The following is an 18,930-nucleotide window of genomic DNA, read 5'->3' on the forward strand; positions in this document are numbered from 1 at the left end:
GGTCATCATCTTTTTCGCCAAACACCCCGAGAATATCCCCTCATTTCGATTCAAGATATAGATCCTAAAGTGATTTTCAGGAATCATTCTCGGTCATCTTGCAAGGCGTTAATAGGCAGGCTAAAAAGTCACCAATTATATATGTCTATCATGCCCTTTCAGCTTTTTGCTTTTTTGCTTTTTGCATAATTAACAATGATTAAAAGTTTCACCTGTATTACCCTCTATTCAATCAAATAGACAAGTGTGATTTAGTTTGATATTGTATTTATAGATCGATTCAAAGGCGATCAGCTACGGCAGAGTAAACCGCTTTTTGCTTAGAGGCTCAAAGGCGGTTTATTTTTAATTATAATTAGTTCTTAGAAAGTAATGAATTCAAACACAATTATATATATAAAATAAAGTAAGCCATCTGATTTTTTTATTAACGGGTTCGGTTGATGGGGAGAAAAACGACAATAATAAGTCAAATAACAACCGATTTAACGCATTTTTTATACATGAGGTACATGAGTTAACAATAGAAAAAGCAAGAAAAAACGTACAGATTATTACGTCTGTGCGTTTTTTCAATTACTTTATTTTATAATATGGAATTTCATTTCGCTCATTCTACAATCGCATCCGAGTGAAAAATACCCAACGTTCCGAACTGACGCGTTCAGGAGGGCGTGCAGTGATCATCCCACAGTCACCGTTTTGCACTCCAATCAACTTATTGTCTGCAAATAATTTTTATTCAAAAATCGTCACCGATTCCAGTACCAAACATTATAGCATCCAAGTACTAAGGAAAGTACTCACGATATACTAAAATAAAGCGATGCATAATGTGCTCTGTTAGAGAAATCGCTAAGTTATTATTCCAAATAAAAGATTGCCGCAAGAAAAACCCTATATCATGCTTATTGCACCACCACTCCACTATTAACAGTTACAGGCTGCTCTTTAATTAATGTTGTAAGTATTACACCTACCATTAGTAAACCTGCTCCTAACCAAAAAGCGATTGAATAATCACCTGTCAGTTGTCGAAGATAGCCACCAAGAAATACACCCAACGCTGCAAACACTTGATGGATAAACCAACTAAACCCTAGAATACTTCCCATTGCATTTTTGCCGAATTTATCACCAATGATTCCCGTTACAAGTGGAATGATTGGCATCGAAGAAATACCATACACTACTGCAAATAAGTACAATTGCCAAACTCCTGGTGATACAGCAATCCATATAAAAGCGAGCAACCTAATAATATATAGAATAATAAGCAAGTTCTTTTTCCCAATTGCATGTGTTAATTGTCCAGTAATCCACATCGCACACGCACTAGCCAAGGCTGCAATACCTAAAAGTTGACCACCAAGGGATTTCCCCCCTCCTAAATCAACCGCAAAATTGGGAAGATGCATGGCTACTAAGTATAAGGTAAAACCACATGTAGCAAATCCTAGCGTGGCAATCCAAAACTCCCGATTTTTTAGTGCCTCGGATAGTGAAACACTTTTTACTATTGAAAATGAAGAAACAGTGTCAGCATCAGGCATTTGACCAACATCTACAGGATTATCTTTTACTACAATTAAAATAAAAGGAACCACTATTAAAAGCATGATTAATCCTAGAACCACAAATGCAATTCGAAAACTGGAGCTCGCAATTAAAAAACCAGTTAACGGAAGTAATATAAGTTGACCGATGTTCATTCCCATGGAACTTCTCGAAAGCATTTTAGCCCTTTTCTTCACATACCATCTCGATACAAGTACAGAGTTCGCCATGGAACCACAGCCAGCAAAACCAATAGCAGTGAGCACGCCATAGTAAAGAAAGAATTGCCATAACTCCGTTATAGTAGCTGAAAGAATAAATGCAATCCCCATTAAAGCAGCACTACTGGAAATAATATACTTAGGACCAAACTGATCAATTAATTTCCCCATAACTGGCTGAAAAACTCCCCAAGTAATCATATTCAATGATACTGCCAAGCTTAGGATTGTTAAATCCCATCCGAACGTATCATTTAGTGGAGCAAAAAATTGTCCTGCTGTTAAGTTCAATCCAAACGCACCCATCAACGTTAAAAACGTTACCATAATTACTTTGGGACCTAAAAACTTTTTCCTCATAAAATATGCCTCCTTTATTATTAACCCCTAAAGTTCATATCTAATGGTTAATAATGTACACTCTTCAAATTAACCTGTCAAGTGTGTTATGATAGGTTAAAATGAAACTCAAGGTGATTTACATGGCGACTGAAATAATTTTCCCACTCCTATCAGGCAATACTTCAATGGATTTGGTTAACACAGAAGTTGTTAGTCATGGAACCCGACATGATTTATTAACAAGTAAAGAACATGTCCTAGCTTGGTTTAACACCATAAAGAAGGAGGGCAATATATCTAGGGATCAGTTTAATATGGATATAGAACTTTGGGCGAATGATGCATTACCTCTTTTACGTGAATTGCGTTCATTTCTACGCGATGGATACGAAAAGAGTGCAGACGGAAAGGAACTTACTCCGGACTGGAATACACATTTGGAATTACTAATAAAACGAGCTCCTTTTATGTATCAATTGAAGAATGATCAGTTAATCCCTATTCCAATAGGGGAACCCGACGACGCTCTAATTTCAATAATTGCATTAGACGCTTTAAAAATTTTATCTTCTAACCAATTAAGCAAAATTCATAGGTGTGCTAATCCTGAATGCGTTTTATTATTTATTGATACACACGGAAGACGCAAATGGTGTTCAATGAAAATATGTGGTAATAGAAGTAAAGTGACACGTCATCAACAACTAAAGATTAAATAAAATAATGAGTTCTATCTTCGTAAACATAAAAACACGAGGGAGTGAATAATCCACCCTCCCTCGTGTTTAATGTTGATTACTAATAAAAATCAATTTTAAAAAGCTTAATGACTCAATTGCTTAATAAACGCAATCACTTATAAAGCAATAGAGCCCGTTAGTTGAGTTTATTGACAAACAACTACATCGTTCTCTTTAACTTTAATTGCTTGTGTATTTGAGATGGGTAAAAGGTTTAACGTGGAATTATATTGAGTTATTGTAGCCGTTGCCGAATCCTTAAATGGTTCATTACTATAGTGAGGAACTGGGTAAAATTCCACTAAGTTTAAACCTTCAAATGTCTTCAAATTTGTAGCTTTTTCTTTATTGTCCATAAATCTTACATACTCTATATTAGGAGAAGTTACTATAGCTCCTGCTGATTCACCAATATACAATTTCCCCGAATTAACTTGTTCTTTTATTATCTTATCTGCTCCTGATCTTCTCAGTTCTTGCAACAAGAAAAAAGTATTTCCTCCTGATATGTAGATAAAATCATTTCGTTCTAACTTTTCTTTAATCTCTTTTGGCGATGCTGCAGCGACATCAAGTTCTTCAAGAACCACGCCCAGCTTTTTGAATTCTTTTTTTGCTGTATGAACATAGTGAACTACCTCTTCCGGAATACTCGCAGTAGGAATAGACGTTAAAGTTTTCCCGTTTAAGTCCTCATCAACAAATTCCCTAAAAAGATCAACGACATCTTTAAACGAAGATGCTAAAAACATTTTAAGCATATTAATTCTCCTTTTTTCCTTTTCGCTTTTATGCAATTATGAAAATCCTTTTAACGCAATAATCTGGCCCTATTCCTGCATAATGCTGTGCGATTATTGCGCCGGTTAATTGAAAATAAATTATATTATTCCATCGAAACTATCGGCAAACTGTTCTTCTGAAATTACCCGTAAACCGTTTCTTTTTAATAGGGCACTTGTAACTCCATTCCCAGCAATTTTCTCCCCTATAAATTCCCCATTGTAAATCATTGAACTTCCACAAGATGGACTATATTCTTTAAATACAACTACTGTTGCATTAACCTCTTTAGCCCTTTCTAAAGTAATATAAGCCCCTTTTATATATAGTTCCGTAACGTCCTTACCTGATTTCTCAATTACCTTAGCTTTCCCATCCAATACATCTTCCCCATTGCCGCCTATAATTTCAGCAGGCTCTCTGGGAGTTGAAAAGCCACCAAGCAATTCTGGACATACGGGTATTGCTTTATGCTCTTTTATTAATTTACTAATCTTATGATCTAAACTATGCGTACCGTTATATCTTACCTTTAACCCGGCTAAACAGGAACTCACTAATATCATTACTATCACCCCAAATCCGCATATTTTCATTAGCGACTAACCAGCATTAAAAAAGTAAATTGGGCACCATTTATTAAAGAATAGCGCCCGATTATTGAACTGTCGGGGTAGCTACATGTTCCACTTTATACTGTCTGGGTCCTCAAAATGAACAGCCCCAATAACAATCAAACTAGTATACTAGACAGCCTCTTAAGAAGAGTATTTGTTTGGTGCATCCCATTTAAAGTAGATAGACGGACTATTTATTCAATTCCCTTTTTTCGTTTATAAGTTCTTGAAACTCTTTTTCTAATGTTTCCGATGGTTCAATACTTAAACGACTAAGCACCTCAGAAATTTTTGTTTCAAGGAGCAAATTCTCATCTTGATCTATATCTCGATCCTTTTGTAATTGACTGTATTTGTATTGTTTATAAGTTCCTTCAAATAAATATATGTTCTCATCTCGGATTTCTAAAATACGTGTTGCAATACTTTTTATAAATTGACGATCATGGGAAACAAAGATGACGCTACCTTCATACTCTTTCAATAGTTTCTCTAATGCTTCAAGTGCCACCATGTCAAGGAAATTCGTAGGCTCATCTAAAATAAGAGTATTAATATCACTCACAAATAATTTTGTTAGTGCAACTTTAACTCTTTCTCCCCCACTCAAAACACTTACAGGCTTATACACATCCTCATTGAAGAACTGCATTCTTGCAAGCACCGTTCGAATAAGTGTTTCATTCTGCTTTGATGAAGTTTGGACATTTTCTAAAATAGATTTATCGGGGTTCAATATATTTAAGTTTTGACTAAAGTAACCTATTTTTACTGAGGGTGAAATGGTAATACCTGTTTCTTGATTGATAATCTTTTTAACCAGCGTTGTTTTCCCACTACCATTCGGACCAATCACCGCTAATTTATCACCACCATAAATATGGAAGTTCATCTTATCCCAAAGGATACGATCCCCGATATAACCATCTAAATCTTCTCCTCGTAGGATAATACGATTTCTAAAAATATCTTCATTCGGTAAATTCATCTTAATGGATGGAGAATCTTTAACTTTTTCAACTTTTTTAAGACTGTTCAATCTTGTTTCCAGTGCTGTTGCAGTTTTTTGTAATTTTTTTTGTTTTTTCGCATAGTATGGCTTTGCTCCTTTAATTCTAGCTTCAGAACTACTCAGATGTTTAGGCTTCTTAGTGGCTCGATGTGCTTTTTCCTCTTTTAACTTAATAGCTTCTTTTAGATCTTTCTTTTCTTTCTCATACTGTTCATAGGCTAATTGTTCTTGACGGTTTTCAATATCCTTCTGTTGACTATAATCGCTATAGTTACCTTTATATTCTGTTATGCTTCCCTCATTAATTTCCCAAATAGTTGAACACAAAGCATCTAAAAACATACGGTCATGCGAGACAATTACAATTGCACCTTGCCAGTTTTCAAACTTTTTTTCTACCCATTCAATGTGATCTGTATCAAGATTGGTAGTTGGTTCGTCTGCAAGTAAAAGATCCGGATTATTATTTAATATTTGTTGAATATAATCTTGGGTGACTTCACCACCACTTTTTGTCGTATCTGTACACTTCAACTGAGGCAATAGTTCACTTTGTGTATGAAGGATAATATCTCCTTCGTCAGGTATTATCTTTTTTGATATAATATTTAATAATGTTGTTTTTCCGCTTCCATTTGGACCTACCAAACCAATTCGATCATTTTGATGAATACTTAAGTCATTTATATTTAATAGTAAACGATCCTGTACGTAGTGTTTTATATGGTTTGCTTCTAGTAATAACATATAAACATCCCCTTTATCTAAATTTAGGGGATACAAAAATACCCCCTATCTTCACTCAGAATAGGAGGCATAAATCATATAGGTGTACACCAAAAGAAACCTTCCTTTTAGGTCCAACTATAGAACTCCAATCCTATTCTGAAAATAGACAATAAAAGGCTACAAAAATAAAGCAGATATATTCTGCTAAATTGGCCTCAATTGTTTGTTTTCGTAAATAGGATTAGTAATTCATGTAGTTGGGTCACCCTTCCTTTTAATAAATTACTTCAATATTACAATTATATAGTCATAATTGTCAATGGTTATGCCAATAGAACCAACTTTTCAAATCGGCTCGTTACTGAAAAGGAGACAAATTCTTCTTCAAGAATCGCGCACGTTAGTTGAACAAGGGTGCCAATATATTGACTAATTTACTAATTTCCTTTGGCTTTTAATACTTTAATTTCATAAGAGTCAATATTAGATACAGAATTTAGTTCCTTAGAATGTAGGATTTCATTCACTGTCTCTTCAATTTCCATTGCTAACTATGTGCATCTTTATCTGAACCTTTTATTGAAGTTTGAATGATAATGGGTTTTTGATACTCAGTATTATATTTCCGAATACATGTTTATATCTATGTCGACAACGGATTTAATTACATTTTTTCGCAATGGACTCAATATCCTTTTTTACTGAATTAAAATATTCTTTATTCTCTTTAACTTTTACCTTCAATTCTATCTCCAAGTTCGAAATTACTGTAAATTCCAAATTCCTATATTTCTCATAATTTTTTCAGTTACCGTAATCAATGTAGAAAATTGTAATTCTCGTTCTTTAGTAGATAACGGTTCTGGTTCATCCTTATTCGCAACGGGAGTATCAACTTCTGAATGCTTATTTAACAGGCTAAATGATGCTATTCCCACTATAAGTATTCCATTAATAATCAATATCCTTTTTAACATATAATCCCTCCTGTTAAGAAGGTAAGGGTGTGCCTCTGCATCTTATTAATTTAGTTTCGTATATTTTAAACTTAAAAAGCCAACAATGGAATTAATATCGAATTTTACCGTTCTTCCAAAAATGCTTTTTAACATTTAGAAGTGAGGAATGTACATGTTTTGGAAAAAACAATCAGATGAAAATAAGCCTGTTTCTCAATCAAACGCAGAATCAGAAATATCAATAGAGACTCTAAAAAAAGCCCTCGTTCAAATGGATGATGCGGAATTTGTGGAAATCAACATTTCTGAAAATCAAAATGTTGATCTTATCTACGTAAGAACTCTGATTGACCAAGAAAGATTAAATGAAAGCATTCTAAAACCTTTATCTAACTGTTCCAAACAATCCATTCAGGAATGCAATGTTCACTCAACAATAAACTCCATTTCCACTTTTAATGAGGCAAAAAAGCAGCTGTTTAAAGGATCTGTTTTGTTATTTGACTCTTCGTCAAACCTTTGGTTCGCTATCCCTTTAGAAAATCCACTTGGACGTGCAATTGAACCATCCGATACTGAAACCATCCTTTTAGGAGCAAAAGACAGCTTTAGTGAACAGCTAGAACAAAATATTACGCTCATTCGTAGACGACTTCCAACACCTGATCTGAAAACAGAGAAGTTCACCGTTGGTTCTTTAGGTGAGACAAATGTTGTCTTATTGTACATAGAAGGGCTGACCAATCCAGAATTTGTTTCAACCGCCAAAAAAAAGATCTCGGAAATTAATTATGATCTCTTCGTTGATTCTTCTCAAGTAGCGGCATTCATGGAGGAACATAAAAACAGTATTTTTCCTCAGTTTCAGCAAACTGACCGACCTGATGATGTTGCTAATTCTCTGGGATTAGGAAAAATTACGATTCTGGTAGACAATACACCTTTTGCTCTCGTTGCCCCAATTACTATTTTTCATTTGTTCCAATCACCAGAGGATTATATTAATCGATGGGTAGTTGCCAGTTTTTTGCGCATCATCCGATATGTAAGTTTTATTCTGTCTATCACATTGATCCCATTCTACGTGGCATTAACAACTCATCACTATCAAATGATTCCTTTGCAAACACTTTTCGTCTTGGTGGAGTCAAGGAGCAAGCTTCCGTTCACTCCTTTTTGGGAAGCATTTATCATGTTGATTTTTATTGAAATTATAAAAGAAGCAAGTTTAAGGATGCCAACAAAGACTGGTCAAACGCTTGGGGTTATTGGGGGCATCGTAATTGGTCAAGCTGCAGTTGAGGCTGGTATGGCAAGTCAGGTGTTAATTGTCATGGTAGGGATTTCAACTATCGGATCCTTTCTTTTTCCTAATTACCTTGTGACAAAGGCGAATTCATTGATTCAATTCATTCTTCTTGTATTTTCTTCGTTTCTTGGGATATTAGGGATTGTTCTGGCAATGATTATCGTTTTAGCCCACCTTAATGGCTTGTCTTCACTCAAGCAGCCATATTTATCCCCTGTTGCCCCTTTCTACGGAAAAGATTGGCTTGACCTATTCATTCGAGGGCCTTTAACCAAAATGAAGGAGCGTCCAGAACATCTTAAACCGCTGAAGATGAAGAGATATCAAACTAGGAGATGAACTGATGGAAGCCCTTCAATTATTTAATAAGAATGAAACCTATAATGGGTTCTATGTCATGTTGATGGTAAATCGCTTCCAAATGCTTTACTTTTTTTTGATTATGCCAAGGTTTTTGATCCATCCATATATGATTTGGGTGATTATAGCGGTCGGCATATTGTCTCAACTAAACATCCTTCTTTTATCCAAATGGTTTTCAACCCGGATTTCTAGCGAAGGATACAACGGATTTGTCCGATTATTCGGAAGAAAACTTGTACGTCTCCTCTCATTCATCGGGTTGTTCTTTATCCTACTTAAAATTTTCGTGATTATGTTAGGATTCTCGGAAATGGTGCAAATATTTATATTTCCAGCTACAGATTCAAATTGGCTTATCTTTTTTATTCTGTTGTCTTGTTTGTATGTAGCATGGAAGGGCGTTGAAAAAACTATACGTTTTGTCGTGATTTCATTTTTGTTTACATTTTGGATGATCTTATTCTTTGCTTTTTTCTTCTTTCCTCCAATAGCTCAACTCAGTGATTTGTATCCGATTATTCCAATGGAATTAAGTGGGGATTCCTGGAAAGGAATATTTTTAATTTTATCTTCATTTTCAGGGCCTGAATTTCTGGTATTTTTGGGACCGTGGTTTAAAACAAATAATAAGACATTTCGCTATTTGTCTTATGGCAATGCTCTAACCGTTATAGAGTATGTATTCTTATATACGGCGTCCTTATTCTATTTCGGTTCCAATTATTTAAGCAAAAGTCAATTTCCAATTGTCACTATGACCCGTTATTTTCAAAATCCAGTAATTGAACGTATTGATATGGTCATGCTTTCTTTGGAATTATTTAACATCGTCTTTGCGGTTTCAATTTTTCTACTGTTGTTTTATGGAGCATCTAAAATAGCTAATGGAAAAATGGAGAGACCATCCAGTCGAGTAGGCTTTTTATTCAGTGTATTCATTATTTTAACTGGAATGATTCTTGTGAATGAATGGATTTGGAAGTCAGATGAAAAGCAGGTCATTTTACTTAATCTTCAAATTTTAGCAGGAAGCTTAAGTTACTTAGTGGTTCCAATTACTATTATCGTAATGATGAAGATAAAGGGGGTTAATAAACATGAGACTACGAAAGAAGATGGATAAAAAATTGTCAATCATATTTATGGCATTATGGTTAACTGGATGTGCCCCTTTTACTGAAAATAATATTATTGAAGAGCTTAGTCCAGTCACATTTTTATCACTTAGTAAAGGGGATGAAGGTAAAATAAAAATCAGTACGATTTTGCCTTCGCTAAGCAAAGAAAAAAAGAGTGTAATGACGGAAGAAGTAAGCTTAATAAAGGAGGGATTAAGGAATTTTAATATAAACTTCTACCAGGAAACAAAAACTGGGCAAATGCGAATGCTGATAATTAATGAAGACCTCGCAAGAAACGAGGGGATTATGTCCATTATTAATGTGTTATTGACTGATCCGGATATTTCTTTGAGAATCTATTTAGTTATCGTAAAAGGAAATTTTGAGGAATATTTGGAAAATCAATTGGACGAACAAGACAATCTTGATTACTCTTTTTACCGAATGCTGAAGCACTATGAGGAAGAAAATCAGGGGGAATTTAGTGTCGTTAATCTATATGAATTTAAAAAATTGTTATATACTCCTTATTCAGATCCTTTCTTACCTGTATTCAAAATAGAAAATGACGCTATCAGCTATGAAGGTACAGCCCTGTTTCAAAATGATAAATTAGTTGAAATAATAACAACTTTCGATGATCGTATCTTCCAGCTGTTACACAACAATCACTACTTAGCAGTTTTACCGATCCCAGAATTAAAAGTTGTTCTAGGTCATGTTAGGTCTAAAACGAAAGTGGATATCAATAAAAGCTTGTCTACAATGACCTATACAGTGAGGATAGACTCAAGAATTGAAGAATACCGGGGAGAAAAGCGATTATTTGACCCAAAGAATTTAGAAGATTTGAAAAAAGATATCCAATCCTATTTTGAAAAACAAACACAAGAACTAGTAAAAAAGATGCAAGAATTGAATGTAGATCCATTACAGCTAGGCATTCATACATTAAAACCATTCTCAAAACCAATGGATGAAAAAAAATGGATTGAACTTTTCGAGAAGATGGACATTAAGATTGATTATCAGATTAATATTAAGCCTTTGACGGATTCAAACGCAAAAAGTTAATTACATTAATAGCAAAAAACGCACTCACGTGTATGGTAAAGTCTTTTTAAAAAACTACAGATTGCTTATTAGAGAATAAAAAAAGCGATTTAAATCCCACCGTAAAACCCAATAGAAAATACTATAAATGAAAAATCATTTTCGGTAAAGATTTGAGAAGGACCTTCAACTATAAGATTCTCTTTTACTGCACGTATTTTAAATTCGGCAGAGTTGAAAGAAATGACGATCAAATAAGTCACGTCAAATACCTATGTATACATCATAGCTGCTAGTTGTCCTGTAGAGGATGATCAGAGTGAAACTCTGATTAATCCTCTACAGGAGAGCAAGCGAAGCGCGGTAGGAAAGATGAACAACATCTAATCTAGGAAAAGAGCAATATGCGACAACTATCTTGACAAACACCGAAAGTATCAACAGTAAGGAATTTTCTATATTGTAATAAAAAAGTAGATGCTTACCTTTAATTTTTATTACAATATTTCACTATGTCTTCTAAATTTTAACCTATAAATGCAATTTTCTTTAAAGGCATTGCTCCACAATCTGGCCCGTTTGCGTAAGATACCTCTTACTGAATATTCACTACTTCATATAAATAATTATAGCATAAGCAATTTTATATTCTATTTTTCTATCATTGTCTTTAACATAAAAACTGATGTGAATTACTCCCATTTGAAGATACATTTTTACAGATAGAAAGGGAAAGAAGATTACGATCAAAGCCTATCTTCTTCCCCTTTTACTCAAATAGTTTCCAATAAGCTGCGATATGTTGTAACCGTCATCCATTTAAGATTCGACTTTTAGTACCTTATAGCGCAAACTTTTGAATGTATTATCTTTTCTAGCAAATCTACTTTCATTTCTTCTTCGAATATAACTTAATTACTGATGTGCTACGTCAAAGGTCATTTTATATAAGAATTCTTTTTAAAAACTCAATCATATTTTTTCAATCGAATAATTGCAGATTCGGGAACCCACCCTTGCAAATATGTTTCATTGATTTTCACTTCTACTTTTCTCCAATTATTTTTTCTATCTAACATTAAAACCAAGGTTTTCTGTTCTACAAAACCATCAGTGACGACTGGGGCTGTCTTAGATTTTCCGTCCCGCAAGTAAGTATTAGTTCTGGTGAAACCAATAGGATGAAATGTATTCAATTTCTCTACATTTCTGAGGTTTTTATATAGTTTGTAGGTTAAGACACTTGTCTCTAAATACGTTTCTATACTCTCCATAGTTTTACGTTCTTGTTGAATTTGATGGTCATCGAGAATAAGCAGGATATTTACAATATGAGTAAATGCGGTAAAAACAATAGTCGTAACTAAAGCTGAAGCCCAGAATCTACCTTTTATTTTTTGTATAGTATCTTTAAGGTTAATTGAACCCGTTAACCAATTTTCTAAGCTCTGTGCAATAAATTGAATTTCTTCTTCTGAATAAGTGACGAAGTCTGTTTGGTCAATAGTGTCTACTTCATCTTGAATTTCATTTACGAATTCATCTACCACTTTTAAAGATTCTGATAATGTGAATTCTTCTTTTGGTATCTCCGAATCTAAAATCGAACTTTGATAAGTATTAATCATGTCGTCAAATAGAGAAGCTTTGAGACCGAGGTTTGCAGCCTTGAGCATCGCCGTCCTAAGACCAGCTACATCGATGGCCAATCTGGCAACCGATGCAGAGAGTCCTGACACCCCAACCATTTGAGAAGGTGTGATGCCCAGATTCGTTGCCTTGAGTATCGCTGAGCGAAGGCCAGCTACGTCGATGGCCGATTTAGCAACAGACGAAGGGAGTCCAGACAGTCCAGCCATTTGAGAAGGCGTGATGCCCAGATTCGTTGCCTTGAGTACCGCCGAGCGAAGGCCAGCTACATCGATGGCCGATTTAGCAACAGATGAAGGGAGTCCAGACAGTCCAGCCATTTGAGAAGGCGTGATGCCCAGATTCGTTGCTTTGAGTACCGCTGAGCGAAGGCCAGCTACGTCGATGGCCGATTTAGTATAGGATGCTGAAATTCCAGAAATCATAGAAGGCGTGATTCCTAAGCTCACCTTCTTAAATAAATCAGATTTGATGTCATCAGATTCCTCATATTCCGATGTTTCTATAAACTCTTCTTTATCATTAGTCTTATCTTTCAAAAAAACTCCCCCTAAAAACTTTTAATAGAATAAATAGCGTTTTAATTCCGAATAAAAATTCTCGTAGACTTAGAAGGACAATAATGGGTCCTATTTTGTTTATCTACTTGCATTCATTAATGTACATACTTATTTTACCATTATAAATTTTTAAAGATATATGGTTGTATTGAATTATCAATAAGAAAAATCGTTCGTAAAAGTACACTTTTACGAACGGTTTAAAAAGGACTCAAAAACAACAGGAACATTGTTCATAAATGTATTAAAAAACTTTCCGAACGTTCATTAATTTGAATACACTTTTACGAACGATTTTCAGGTATAATGAGGGAAAAGAATCTTTTTTCGAGGTGAATTATGGAGCAACGTAAATTTGGTTACATACGCGTCAGCAGTAAAGATCAAAATGAAGGTCGGCAATTGGAAGCTATGAAAAAATTAGATATTAATGAACGCGATATCTATTTGGATAAGCAAAGCGGAAAGAACTTTGAACGTGTAAACTATCAATTGCTGAAACGGATTATCCGAAAAGGCGACATATTGTATATCCATTCGCTGGATCGGTTTGGTCGGAACAAAGAAGAAATCCTACAGGAATGGAATGACCTGACGAAGAACATCGAAGCCGATATTGTTGTAATGGATATGCCGTTACTCGATACGACGCAATACAAAGACAGCATGGGAACGTTTATTGCGGATTTGGTTTTGCAGATCCTTTCCTGGATGGCTGAAGAGGAACGAGAACGCATCCGGAAACGGCAGCGTGAAGGAATTGATTTGGCGTTGCAAAATGGGGTTCAGTTTGGAAGACCTAAAGTTCTGCTTTCAGAAGAGTTTAAAGAGGTTTACAGAAAATGGAGAGCTAGAGAATTAACAGCAGTGCAAGCAATGCAGGAAGCCGGGGTTAAGAAAACTAGTTTTTATAAATTAGTGAAAGCACTCGAAGAAGAAACATCTAGCACATTATAATAGAAGAAGCTCCTATAACCTCCTTTACCGAGAATGGTAAAAGAGGTTTTTATATACTTACAAAAACTGATTTAAAAGTTCGGAATTCAACAGTTTTATAATACACAAATTAATTTTTCTTCTATACCTACAAATATTTATCCAAAGTTGTCTCAGACACAGTTAGGTAATGCTGAACTAAAGTTTCCAGTGATTTATGTCCTGTTTGTTGCGCGATAGTTGGTAAATCTGCACCTGCTGCGTGCATGGCTACCACTTGGCTTTTCCTGAAATTGTATCCGGTAAGTCCCCCAGTCCACCGCTGCAGAGCTTTACAATAACCTATTTCACTAATAGCTGTGCTCTCATAGCGTCCATTCTTATATACTCTCCCTACAAAGTAATCGTCTGCTCTAAGACCGTATTCGTTTATATAAAGCTCTATTGCATTGATTACGTCTTTCGTGAGCCGTTTAGTATGCCATCTTTTTTGCTTCTTCAAATAAACATGGACGGATCTGTTTTTTAAATCAAAATCTGATATTTTTAAACGAACCATTTCATTAGGTCGGTTAGCGGTTACAAGATTAACTAAACAAATTGCTTTTGCTCTTATAGGTAGCTTATTAAGAGTATGCATCAATTCTCTCTTATCAATAGCTGACTTTCCTCGAATCTGAATTAAATGGGCATATTCATCTTCACGATACATTTTCCGCATCGCTGAAAGCTCGTACGCAAATCTAGCTTCCCCTTTGAATTCTATACTATGAATTACACTTAAGTATTTTCTAATAGCTGACAGTCTACGTTCCCATGTCGTTTTTTTAACTCTCTGTATGGTCAATGAGATATATAAATAATCTAGCAAAGCCTCTGTTCCAATTATTTGGCCCGTATTGGAACAATATTCTTTGAACCTTCGAATATCTCCCTCATATTGTCTTGGGATCTCCCCCATCTTTTTTTCAATATGAATTTTTCTGTTGTGGTAACGTTTTTGGGTCTCAAATGTATCCTGGTGCTTTGCTAATTTAAAATCTGACATTCTTTTTCCTCCCCACTTCTTTTCAAAATCATTCTTCGCCAACAATTTTGACAGATTGATTTTGAAAATAATTATGAGGCAATACAATTGAGGCAGAGAAATAAAATAGAAAATACCAGTGAGTGACAATACCTCTACCACTTCATACCTTCCGAATAATAAATATACTTTTCAGAAATGGAAATGTTATACTTGTTATACAAACTCGGTTTAATACGTAATTAAGCCAGTATTCCATAATCGGGCCATATAATGGAATAACGGATTAGCTTAATATTTAAATTGAAAGGAATTGATCCAAGATGAAAAAGTTGTTGTATTCATCCTTTGCGATAGTCTTAGTTTTGTTATCAATTTACCTTTACAAAGGCTTCATTTACTATCAGATCCCTTTTAACCCTATTAAGCAGTACGCATCCGAACCTAATGTTGATTTTTATATTACAAAAAATCTCCCTGATGGCGATGGAGTCAATGCAAAGTGCGAAGATGCCAATACTTGCGGCTTAATTTTGGAGTATCTTAGCAATCTGAAATTAAAACCTTTAAAAGATAAGGCAGCACAGGCAATGCTTAATTATGAAAATGCAACCTATTATAATGGGGCGTTAAGGGTTAACGAATCAGAAATGATATTTATCTCAGATATATCTATCGACACCTCCAATATCCTTCGTATTAGTTCTTCTATAACTGGATTCAAGGATGGTTATTATGAAATTGTGGATTCTACGTTTGACTATAATTATATCTATGGTTTGATTAATGAAACTGAAAAGTAACGGTGTCTAACATAATGTGGCAATTGGGCACTTTTCTTGGTGAAAGATCAGCGCTTAATATTCATAAACGGGCCATTTAGTTAAAGATTGTTTATGAATCTTGAGGGTATTTATACGTTTTTAGGTGTGTATGATTTATCAATTTAACGGTAGGTCCAGGAGAAATTTCATAAGTCATTCGGTCTTTCCCTAATGGAATCCATTGTCCACCATCGGTAGGCTCAATTTCAAATGTAATTTGCAATTGAAAGCCACGAAAGCCATTAACTCTCTTTGTTTTTATCAATTCAATATCCCAAGGAGCAACATGAGGTGAAACCTCTTTTACAATCTTCGGATAGTAATAATTACTCAAATCATTTTCAATATAAGGAGTAAGCATGAGCATAAGCATATCCTGTAATTTAAGCTCTTCAGAGTCCTGTGTTGGTCCAACTGATGAGACGATTGTTGTTTGATTAGCAGTAACGAAAACAAGGGAGAGAATAAAAATGATTAATATCTTTTTCATTTTTTCCAATACACATCCTTAGGGTTTTATCGGTATTGTTGCCTTAATTGAATTAATTATGTGCTTATTCAGCTAAAGGGCCATATTGTGGAGTAACGTTCTTACGTATTCATGTAGAATAATATCTAAGATTGTGAAGAATTAATTACACTTAAACTAACGAGTCAGTTTAGTGGAAGAAGGATTCTTCGTGTCTAACTAGTGATAAACGAATGTTTGAACTCTTCCTGGTCGCTTTCTCTAATCTAAAAAGAAATGAACTATAATAAAAAGGCTGTCGAGAAAGTTTCGACAGCCTGCTTGTCTCAATTATAGTGGCAAAAATTCTTTTTCGTATACAGATTGTACTTGTAATAAAACTTTGGGTGCATTCTGTTTAAATTTGAACTCAGCAGGCTTTCCTTTTGAGATATACAATCCAGCTTCATTCGGGGACCTCTCTAACCCCGCAAACAACCGGCTTGCCCCTACACTAGGATGCGGACCAAACAAACGTATGAACGGCTGCATGATCAATGGCAAACCTCCATTTCTACCCTTTCGCATTGTATTGTTATTGCCTGGATCAATGCTGATAATTGTCACACCCTCTCGCTTTAGTTCTGGTGCCAATGCATGTGTCCACAAAGTGATTGCCAACTTCGTCGATGCATAGGGGCCAATCAGTTTCTGAAATTTAGGCGGGTTTGCCAATTCTCCCGGCACGAAAGATTTTTTAAAATTAAACGCATCTGAACTAGTTTGGATAACGATAGCCGGATTTCCTCTTTTTAAAAGATCAAGCAGTTCCATTGTGATTATAAAGGGAACCACTGTCTGAATTTCATAATGCAGTTCACGTCCTTGTGGTGAATAGCGGAGGTGCGAGAAACTGCCTCCAGCATTATTGAAGAGAGCATCCAACTTCGTTTCTTTCTCCTTTATTTGCGCCAAAGTAGATTTAAGTTGCGTAAAATCAGATAAATCGGCATTATAAATACGGATATCTCCTTGACGGATTTTTTGTTGGAGCTTTAGCTCTTCCTTTGGAAATTCAGACCGGATTAAAGCAGCAACCTCCCACCCGTTCTCGATTAATTTTTTCGTAAGTTCCAGTCCTATTCCGCTGTTCGCTCCTGTAACAAGTGCTGTTTTTCTTTCTGACTTTAACATTTTATTTACCTCCTATTAGTGAATAACTGTAGTATAAAACATGGAGCTAACTCCAGGTCAATAGTAAAGAATCAGCTTGACCTGGAGTTGACTTCATGTTTTATAATTTATCTATAAGAAGGAGGCGGACGTATGTATACCATCAAACAGGCTAGTACTCTTACCGCGTTGAGCATTGATACAATCAGATATTATGAAAAAGCTGGATTGCTTCCAAATATTAAAAGGCTTCCGAATGGACATCGGTTCTTTTTACCAGCCGATATCGAACGGTTGCAACTGATCCTCTGTATGAAAAAGGCAAGTCTTAGTTTAGAAGAAGTGAAATTATATCTTGATATTGCTGAAACAAGTACTATGACACCTGAAATGATCTCAAGCATGCTCCAACATAAAGAAAAAGTAAAAAGTCAAATGGCTCAATTACAGACTGTTTTGGATTTTATCGATGAAAAATTAGCTGAAGGAACATGGCTAAAGAAGAAAGCTTAAAAAATGATATGTCAATAATTATTCCAGCCGTACTACTTGCTAATGAGGTGGTTCGGATGGAAACAAAAAACAAGTTTTAGCTACTACCTATTGCTTAGAATGAATCTAGTATCGGTTATTTGGAATAAACTAAAGCCAAGGAGGTTTTTCACGAAGTAAAGATCCCTTTTACTGCAAGGCACATTCTTGTAGTAAATTGCGAATAATTGCACTTGAATTAACGAGTGCTTTACTTTAATAACGATCTTCAACTATCAGGGGCGCGATTGTTTTATAAGCGATTGCGTCTATATCGCAAACGGAGCCTTTTACGGAATAAATTAACAATCACGAAGGTGAAAACTTTTGGGTAAAGACCATCCTTAATGGTGTGGAAAGGATATGTTCAAAATGGAAATTAAAAATCTAATTGGAGCTAAGACAAGACAGGAATTGAGAAATTGGCTTGAGGAAAATTCAAATACAAAAAGATTTTGTTGGGTAATAGTAAGTATGTCTAAGCAATCAGAAGTCATACAGTATTTAGATGCAGTTGAAGAAGCATTATGTTTTGGTTGGATTGATGGTATAAAGAAGAAAATATCAGATACTGAACTAGCACAAAGGCTTTCCCCAAGGAATAAAACAAGTAACTGGACTGAATTAAATAAAGAAAGGGCAAGAAGATTAGACAAATTAGGTTTGATGAAAGAGGAAGGATTGAAAATTCTTCCTGATATGCGACCCGAATCCTTTACTATAGATATAGATATTGAAACTTGTCTGAAAAAAGATGAACAATTATATCTGAACTACATTAACTTTCCTGAACTATACAGAAGGATTAGAATTGATACAATACAAAGTTACAGAAATGACCTTGATACTTTTAATAAGAGATTGAATAAGTTTATTGAAAATACAAAGGAAAATAAAATGTACGGTCAGTGGAATGACAATGACCGGCTAATCAATTATTGAAGATAGCAGTGAAAAAGTTCATCATGTACAATT

17 protein-coding genes are annotated in these 18,930 nt (G+C 34.9%); 8 read left to right on the forward strand and 9 right to left on the reverse strand.

The window, feature by feature from the left end:
- Positions 1-908: 908 nt before the first annotated feature.
- Positions 909-2,138: an MFS transporter gene (locus MKX97_RS15460; RefSeq protein ID WP_342536416.1), complete on the reverse strand. Its 1,230-nt coding sequence runs from the start codon at positions 2,136-2,138 to the stop codon at positions 909-911.
- A gap of 122 nt (positions 2,139-2,260) precedes the next feature.
- On the opposite strand from MKX97_RS15460, the gene MKX97_RS15465 reads away from it, so the two are divergent.
- The gene (locus MKX97_RS15465) at positions 2,261-2,839 is read left to right on the forward strand and encodes a CGNR zinc finger domain-containing protein (RefSeq protein WP_342536417.1); all 579 of its coding nucleotides are present in this window, start codon (positions 2,261-2,263) and stop codon (positions 2,837-2,839) included.
- A 167-nt stretch (positions 2,840-3,006) separates the two neighbouring features.
- Here MKX97_RS15465 and MKX97_RS15470 read toward each other — a convergent pair whose 3' ends face one another.
- The 4 genes from MKX97_RS15470 to MKX97_RS15485 form a co-directional block, all read right to left on the reverse strand.
- Positions 3,007-3,621 carry a Type 1 glutamine amidotransferase-like domain-containing protein gene (locus MKX97_RS15470; RefSeq protein ID WP_342537522.1) on the reverse strand — a complete coding sequence of 205 codons (615 nt, stop codon included), beginning with the start codon at positions 3,619-3,621 and terminating at the stop codon, positions 3,007-3,009.
- A 120-nt stretch (positions 3,622-3,741) separates the two neighbouring features.
- Positions 3,742-4,209, reverse strand: a complete 468-nt coding sequence (locus MKX97_RS15475; protein WP_342536418.1) for a DUF523 domain-containing protein — start codon at positions 4,207-4,209, stop codon at positions 3,742-3,744.
- A gap of 241 nt (positions 4,210-4,450) precedes the next feature.
- Positions 4,451-6,019 carry a Vga family ABC-F type ribosomal protection protein gene (locus MKX97_RS15480; RefSeq protein ID WP_342536421.1) on the reverse strand — a complete coding sequence of 523 codons (1,569 nt, stop codon included), beginning with the start codon at positions 6,017-6,019 and terminating at the stop codon, positions 4,451-4,453.
- A gap of 746 nt (positions 6,020-6,765) precedes the next feature.
- A complete protein-coding gene (locus MKX97_RS15485) occupies positions 6,766-6,978 on the reverse strand; it encodes a hypothetical protein (protein ID WP_342536422.1) in 213 nt (70 codons plus the stop codon).
- Between the two features lie 154 nt (positions 6,979-7,132).
- On the opposite strand from MKX97_RS15485, the gene MKX97_RS15490 reads away from it, so the two are divergent.
- From MKX97_RS15490 to MKX97_RS15500, 3 genes are all read left to right on the forward strand, one after another.
- Entirely contained in the window at positions 7,133-8,608 is a 1,476-nt protein-coding gene (locus MKX97_RS15490; RefSeq protein ID WP_342536423.1) for a spore germination protein, read from the forward strand.
- Between the two features lie 103 nt (positions 8,609-8,711).
- On the forward strand, positions 8,712-9,755 hold the full coding sequence (locus MKX97_RS15495; RefSeq protein WP_342537523.1) for a GerAB/ArcD/ProY family transporter: 1,044 nt from the start codon (positions 8,712-8,714) through the stop codon (positions 9,753-9,755).
- The gene (locus MKX97_RS15500) at positions 9,730-10,827 is read left to right on the forward strand and encodes a Ger(x)C family spore germination protein (protein WP_342536424.1); all 1,098 of its coding nucleotides are present in this window, start codon (positions 9,730-9,732) and stop codon (positions 10,825-10,827) included. The genes MKX97_RS15495 and MKX97_RS15500 overlap by 26 nt, the downstream gene beginning before the upstream one ends.
- Before the next feature lie 947 nt (positions 10,828-11,774).
- Here MKX97_RS15500 and MKX97_RS15505 read toward each other — a convergent pair.
- Entirely contained in the window at positions 11,775-12,995 is a 1,221-nt protein-coding gene (locus MKX97_RS15505) for a hypothetical protein (RefSeq protein WP_342536425.1), read from the reverse strand.
- A gap of 360 nt (positions 12,996-13,355) precedes the next feature.
- On the opposite strand from MKX97_RS15505, the gene MKX97_RS15510 reads away from it, so the two are divergent.
- Positions 13,356-13,973 (forward strand): recombinase family protein, encoded by a 618-nt coding sequence (locus MKX97_RS15510; protein ID WP_340742655.1) that lies wholly within the window; start codon positions 13,356-13,358, stop codon positions 13,971-13,973.
- 127 nt (positions 13,974-14,100) lie between these two features.
- Here the strand turns inward: MKX97_RS15510 and MKX97_RS15515 are convergent, their stop codons facing one another.
- Positions 14,101-15,000, reverse strand: a complete 900-nt coding sequence (locus MKX97_RS15515) for a tyrosine-type recombinase/integrase (protein ID WP_342536426.1) — start codon at positions 14,998-15,000, stop codon at positions 14,101-14,103.
- A 302-nt stretch (positions 15,001-15,302) separates the two neighbouring features.
- On the opposite strand from MKX97_RS15515, the gene MKX97_RS15520 reads away from it, so the two are divergent.
- Positions 15,303-15,782, forward strand: a complete 480-nt coding sequence (locus tag MKX97_RS15520) for a hypothetical protein (protein WP_342536428.1) — start codon at positions 15,303-15,305, stop codon at positions 15,780-15,782.
- A 91-nt stretch (positions 15,783-15,873) separates the two neighbouring features.
- Here MKX97_RS15520 and MKX97_RS15525 read toward each other — a convergent pair whose 3' ends face one another.
- A complete protein-coding gene (locus MKX97_RS15525) occupies positions 15,874-16,293 on the reverse strand; it encodes a DUF3888 domain-containing protein (RefSeq protein WP_342537524.1) in 420 nt (139 codons plus the stop codon).
- 309 nt (positions 16,294-16,602) lie between these two features.
- On the reverse strand, positions 16,603-17,445 hold the full coding sequence (locus MKX97_RS15530) for an SDR family NAD(P)-dependent oxidoreductase (protein ID WP_342536429.1): 843 nt from the start codon (positions 17,443-17,445) through the stop codon (positions 16,603-16,605).
- 132 nt (positions 17,446-17,577) lie between these two features.
- Here MKX97_RS15530 and MKX97_RS15535 point away from each other — a divergent pair, with 132 nt between their 5' ends.
- Together MKX97_RS15535 and MKX97_RS15540 are read left to right on the forward strand one after the other, a co-directional pair.
- A complete protein-coding gene (locus MKX97_RS15535) occupies positions 17,578-17,937 on the forward strand; it encodes a MerR family transcriptional regulator (protein WP_342536430.1) in 360 nt (119 codons plus the stop codon).
- Between the two features lie 390 nt (positions 17,938-18,327).
- The gene (locus tag MKX97_RS15540) at positions 18,328-18,897 is read left to right on the forward strand and encodes a YdeI/OmpD-associated family protein (RefSeq protein WP_342536431.1); all 570 of its coding nucleotides are present in this window, start codon (positions 18,328-18,330) and stop codon (positions 18,895-18,897) included.
- The last annotated feature ends 33 nt before the right edge of the window (positions 18,898-18,930 follow it).

The organism is Sporosarcina sp. FSL K6-3508 (assembly GCF_038615825.1).
Lineage (GTDB): Bacteria > Bacillota > Bacilli > Bacillales_A > Planococcaceae > Sporosarcina > Sporosarcina newyorkensis.

Excerpts from the sequence above, each read along its gene's own strand:
- MKX97_RS15460 (WP_342536416.1), bottom strand. The coding sequence starts at position 2,138 with ATGAGGAAAAAGTTTTTAGGTCCCAAAGTAATTATGGTAACGTTTTTA.
- MKX97_RS15465 (WP_342536417.1), top strand. The coding sequence starts at position 2,261 with ATGGCGACTGAAATAATTTTCCCACTCCTATCAGGCAATACTTCAATG.
- MKX97_RS15470 (WP_342537522.1), bottom strand. The coding sequence starts at position 3,621 with ATGCTTAAAATGTTTTTAGCATCTTCGTTTAAAGATGTCGTTGATCTT.
- MKX97_RS15475 (WP_342536418.1), bottom strand. The coding sequence starts at position 4,209 with ATGATATTAGTGAGTTCCTGTTTAGCCGGGTTAAAGGTAAGATATAAC.
- MKX97_RS15480 (WP_342536421.1), bottom strand. The coding sequence starts at position 6,019 with ATGTTATTACTAGAAGCAAACCATATAAAACACTACGTACAGGATCGT.
- MKX97_RS15485 (WP_342536422.1), bottom strand. The coding sequence starts at position 6,978 with ATGTTAAAAAGGATATTGATTATTAATGGAATACTTATAGTGGGAATA.
- MKX97_RS15490 (WP_342536423.1), top strand. The coding sequence starts at position 7,133 with ATGTTTTGGAAAAAACAATCAGATGAAAATAAGCCTGTTTCTCAATCA.
- MKX97_RS15495 (WP_342537523.1), top strand. The coding sequence starts at position 8,712 with ATGCCAAGGTTTTTGATCCATCCATATATGATTTGGGTGATTATAGCG.
- MKX97_RS15500 (WP_342536424.1), top strand. The coding sequence starts at position 9,730 with ATGAGACTACGAAAGAAGATGGATAAAAAATTGTCAATCATATTTATG.
- MKX97_RS15510 (WP_340742655.1), top strand. The coding sequence starts at position 13,356 with ATGGAGCAACGTAAATTTGGTTACATACGCGTCAGCAGTAAAGATCAA.
- MKX97_RS15515 (WP_342536426.1), bottom strand. The coding sequence starts at position 15,000 with ATGTCAGATTTTAAATTAGCAAAGCACCAGGATACATTTGAGACCCAA.
- MKX97_RS15520 (WP_342536428.1), top strand. The coding sequence starts at position 15,303 with ATGAAAAAGTTGTTGTATTCATCCTTTGCGATAGTCTTAGTTTTGTTA.
- MKX97_RS15525 (WP_342537524.1), bottom strand. The coding sequence starts at position 16,293 with ATGAAAAAGATATTAATCATTTTTATTCTCTCCCTTGTTTTCGTTACT.
- MKX97_RS15530 (WP_342536429.1), bottom strand. The coding sequence starts at position 17,445 with ATGTTAAAGTCAGAAAGAAAAACAGCACTTGTTACAGGAGCGAACAGC.
- MKX97_RS15535 (WP_342536430.1), top strand. The coding sequence starts at position 17,578 with ATGTATACCATCAAACAGGCTAGTACTCTTACCGCGTTGAGCATTGAT.
- MKX97_RS15540 (WP_342536431.1), top strand. The coding sequence starts at position 18,328 with ATGGAAATTAAAAATCTAATTGGAGCTAAGACAAGACAGGAATTGAGA.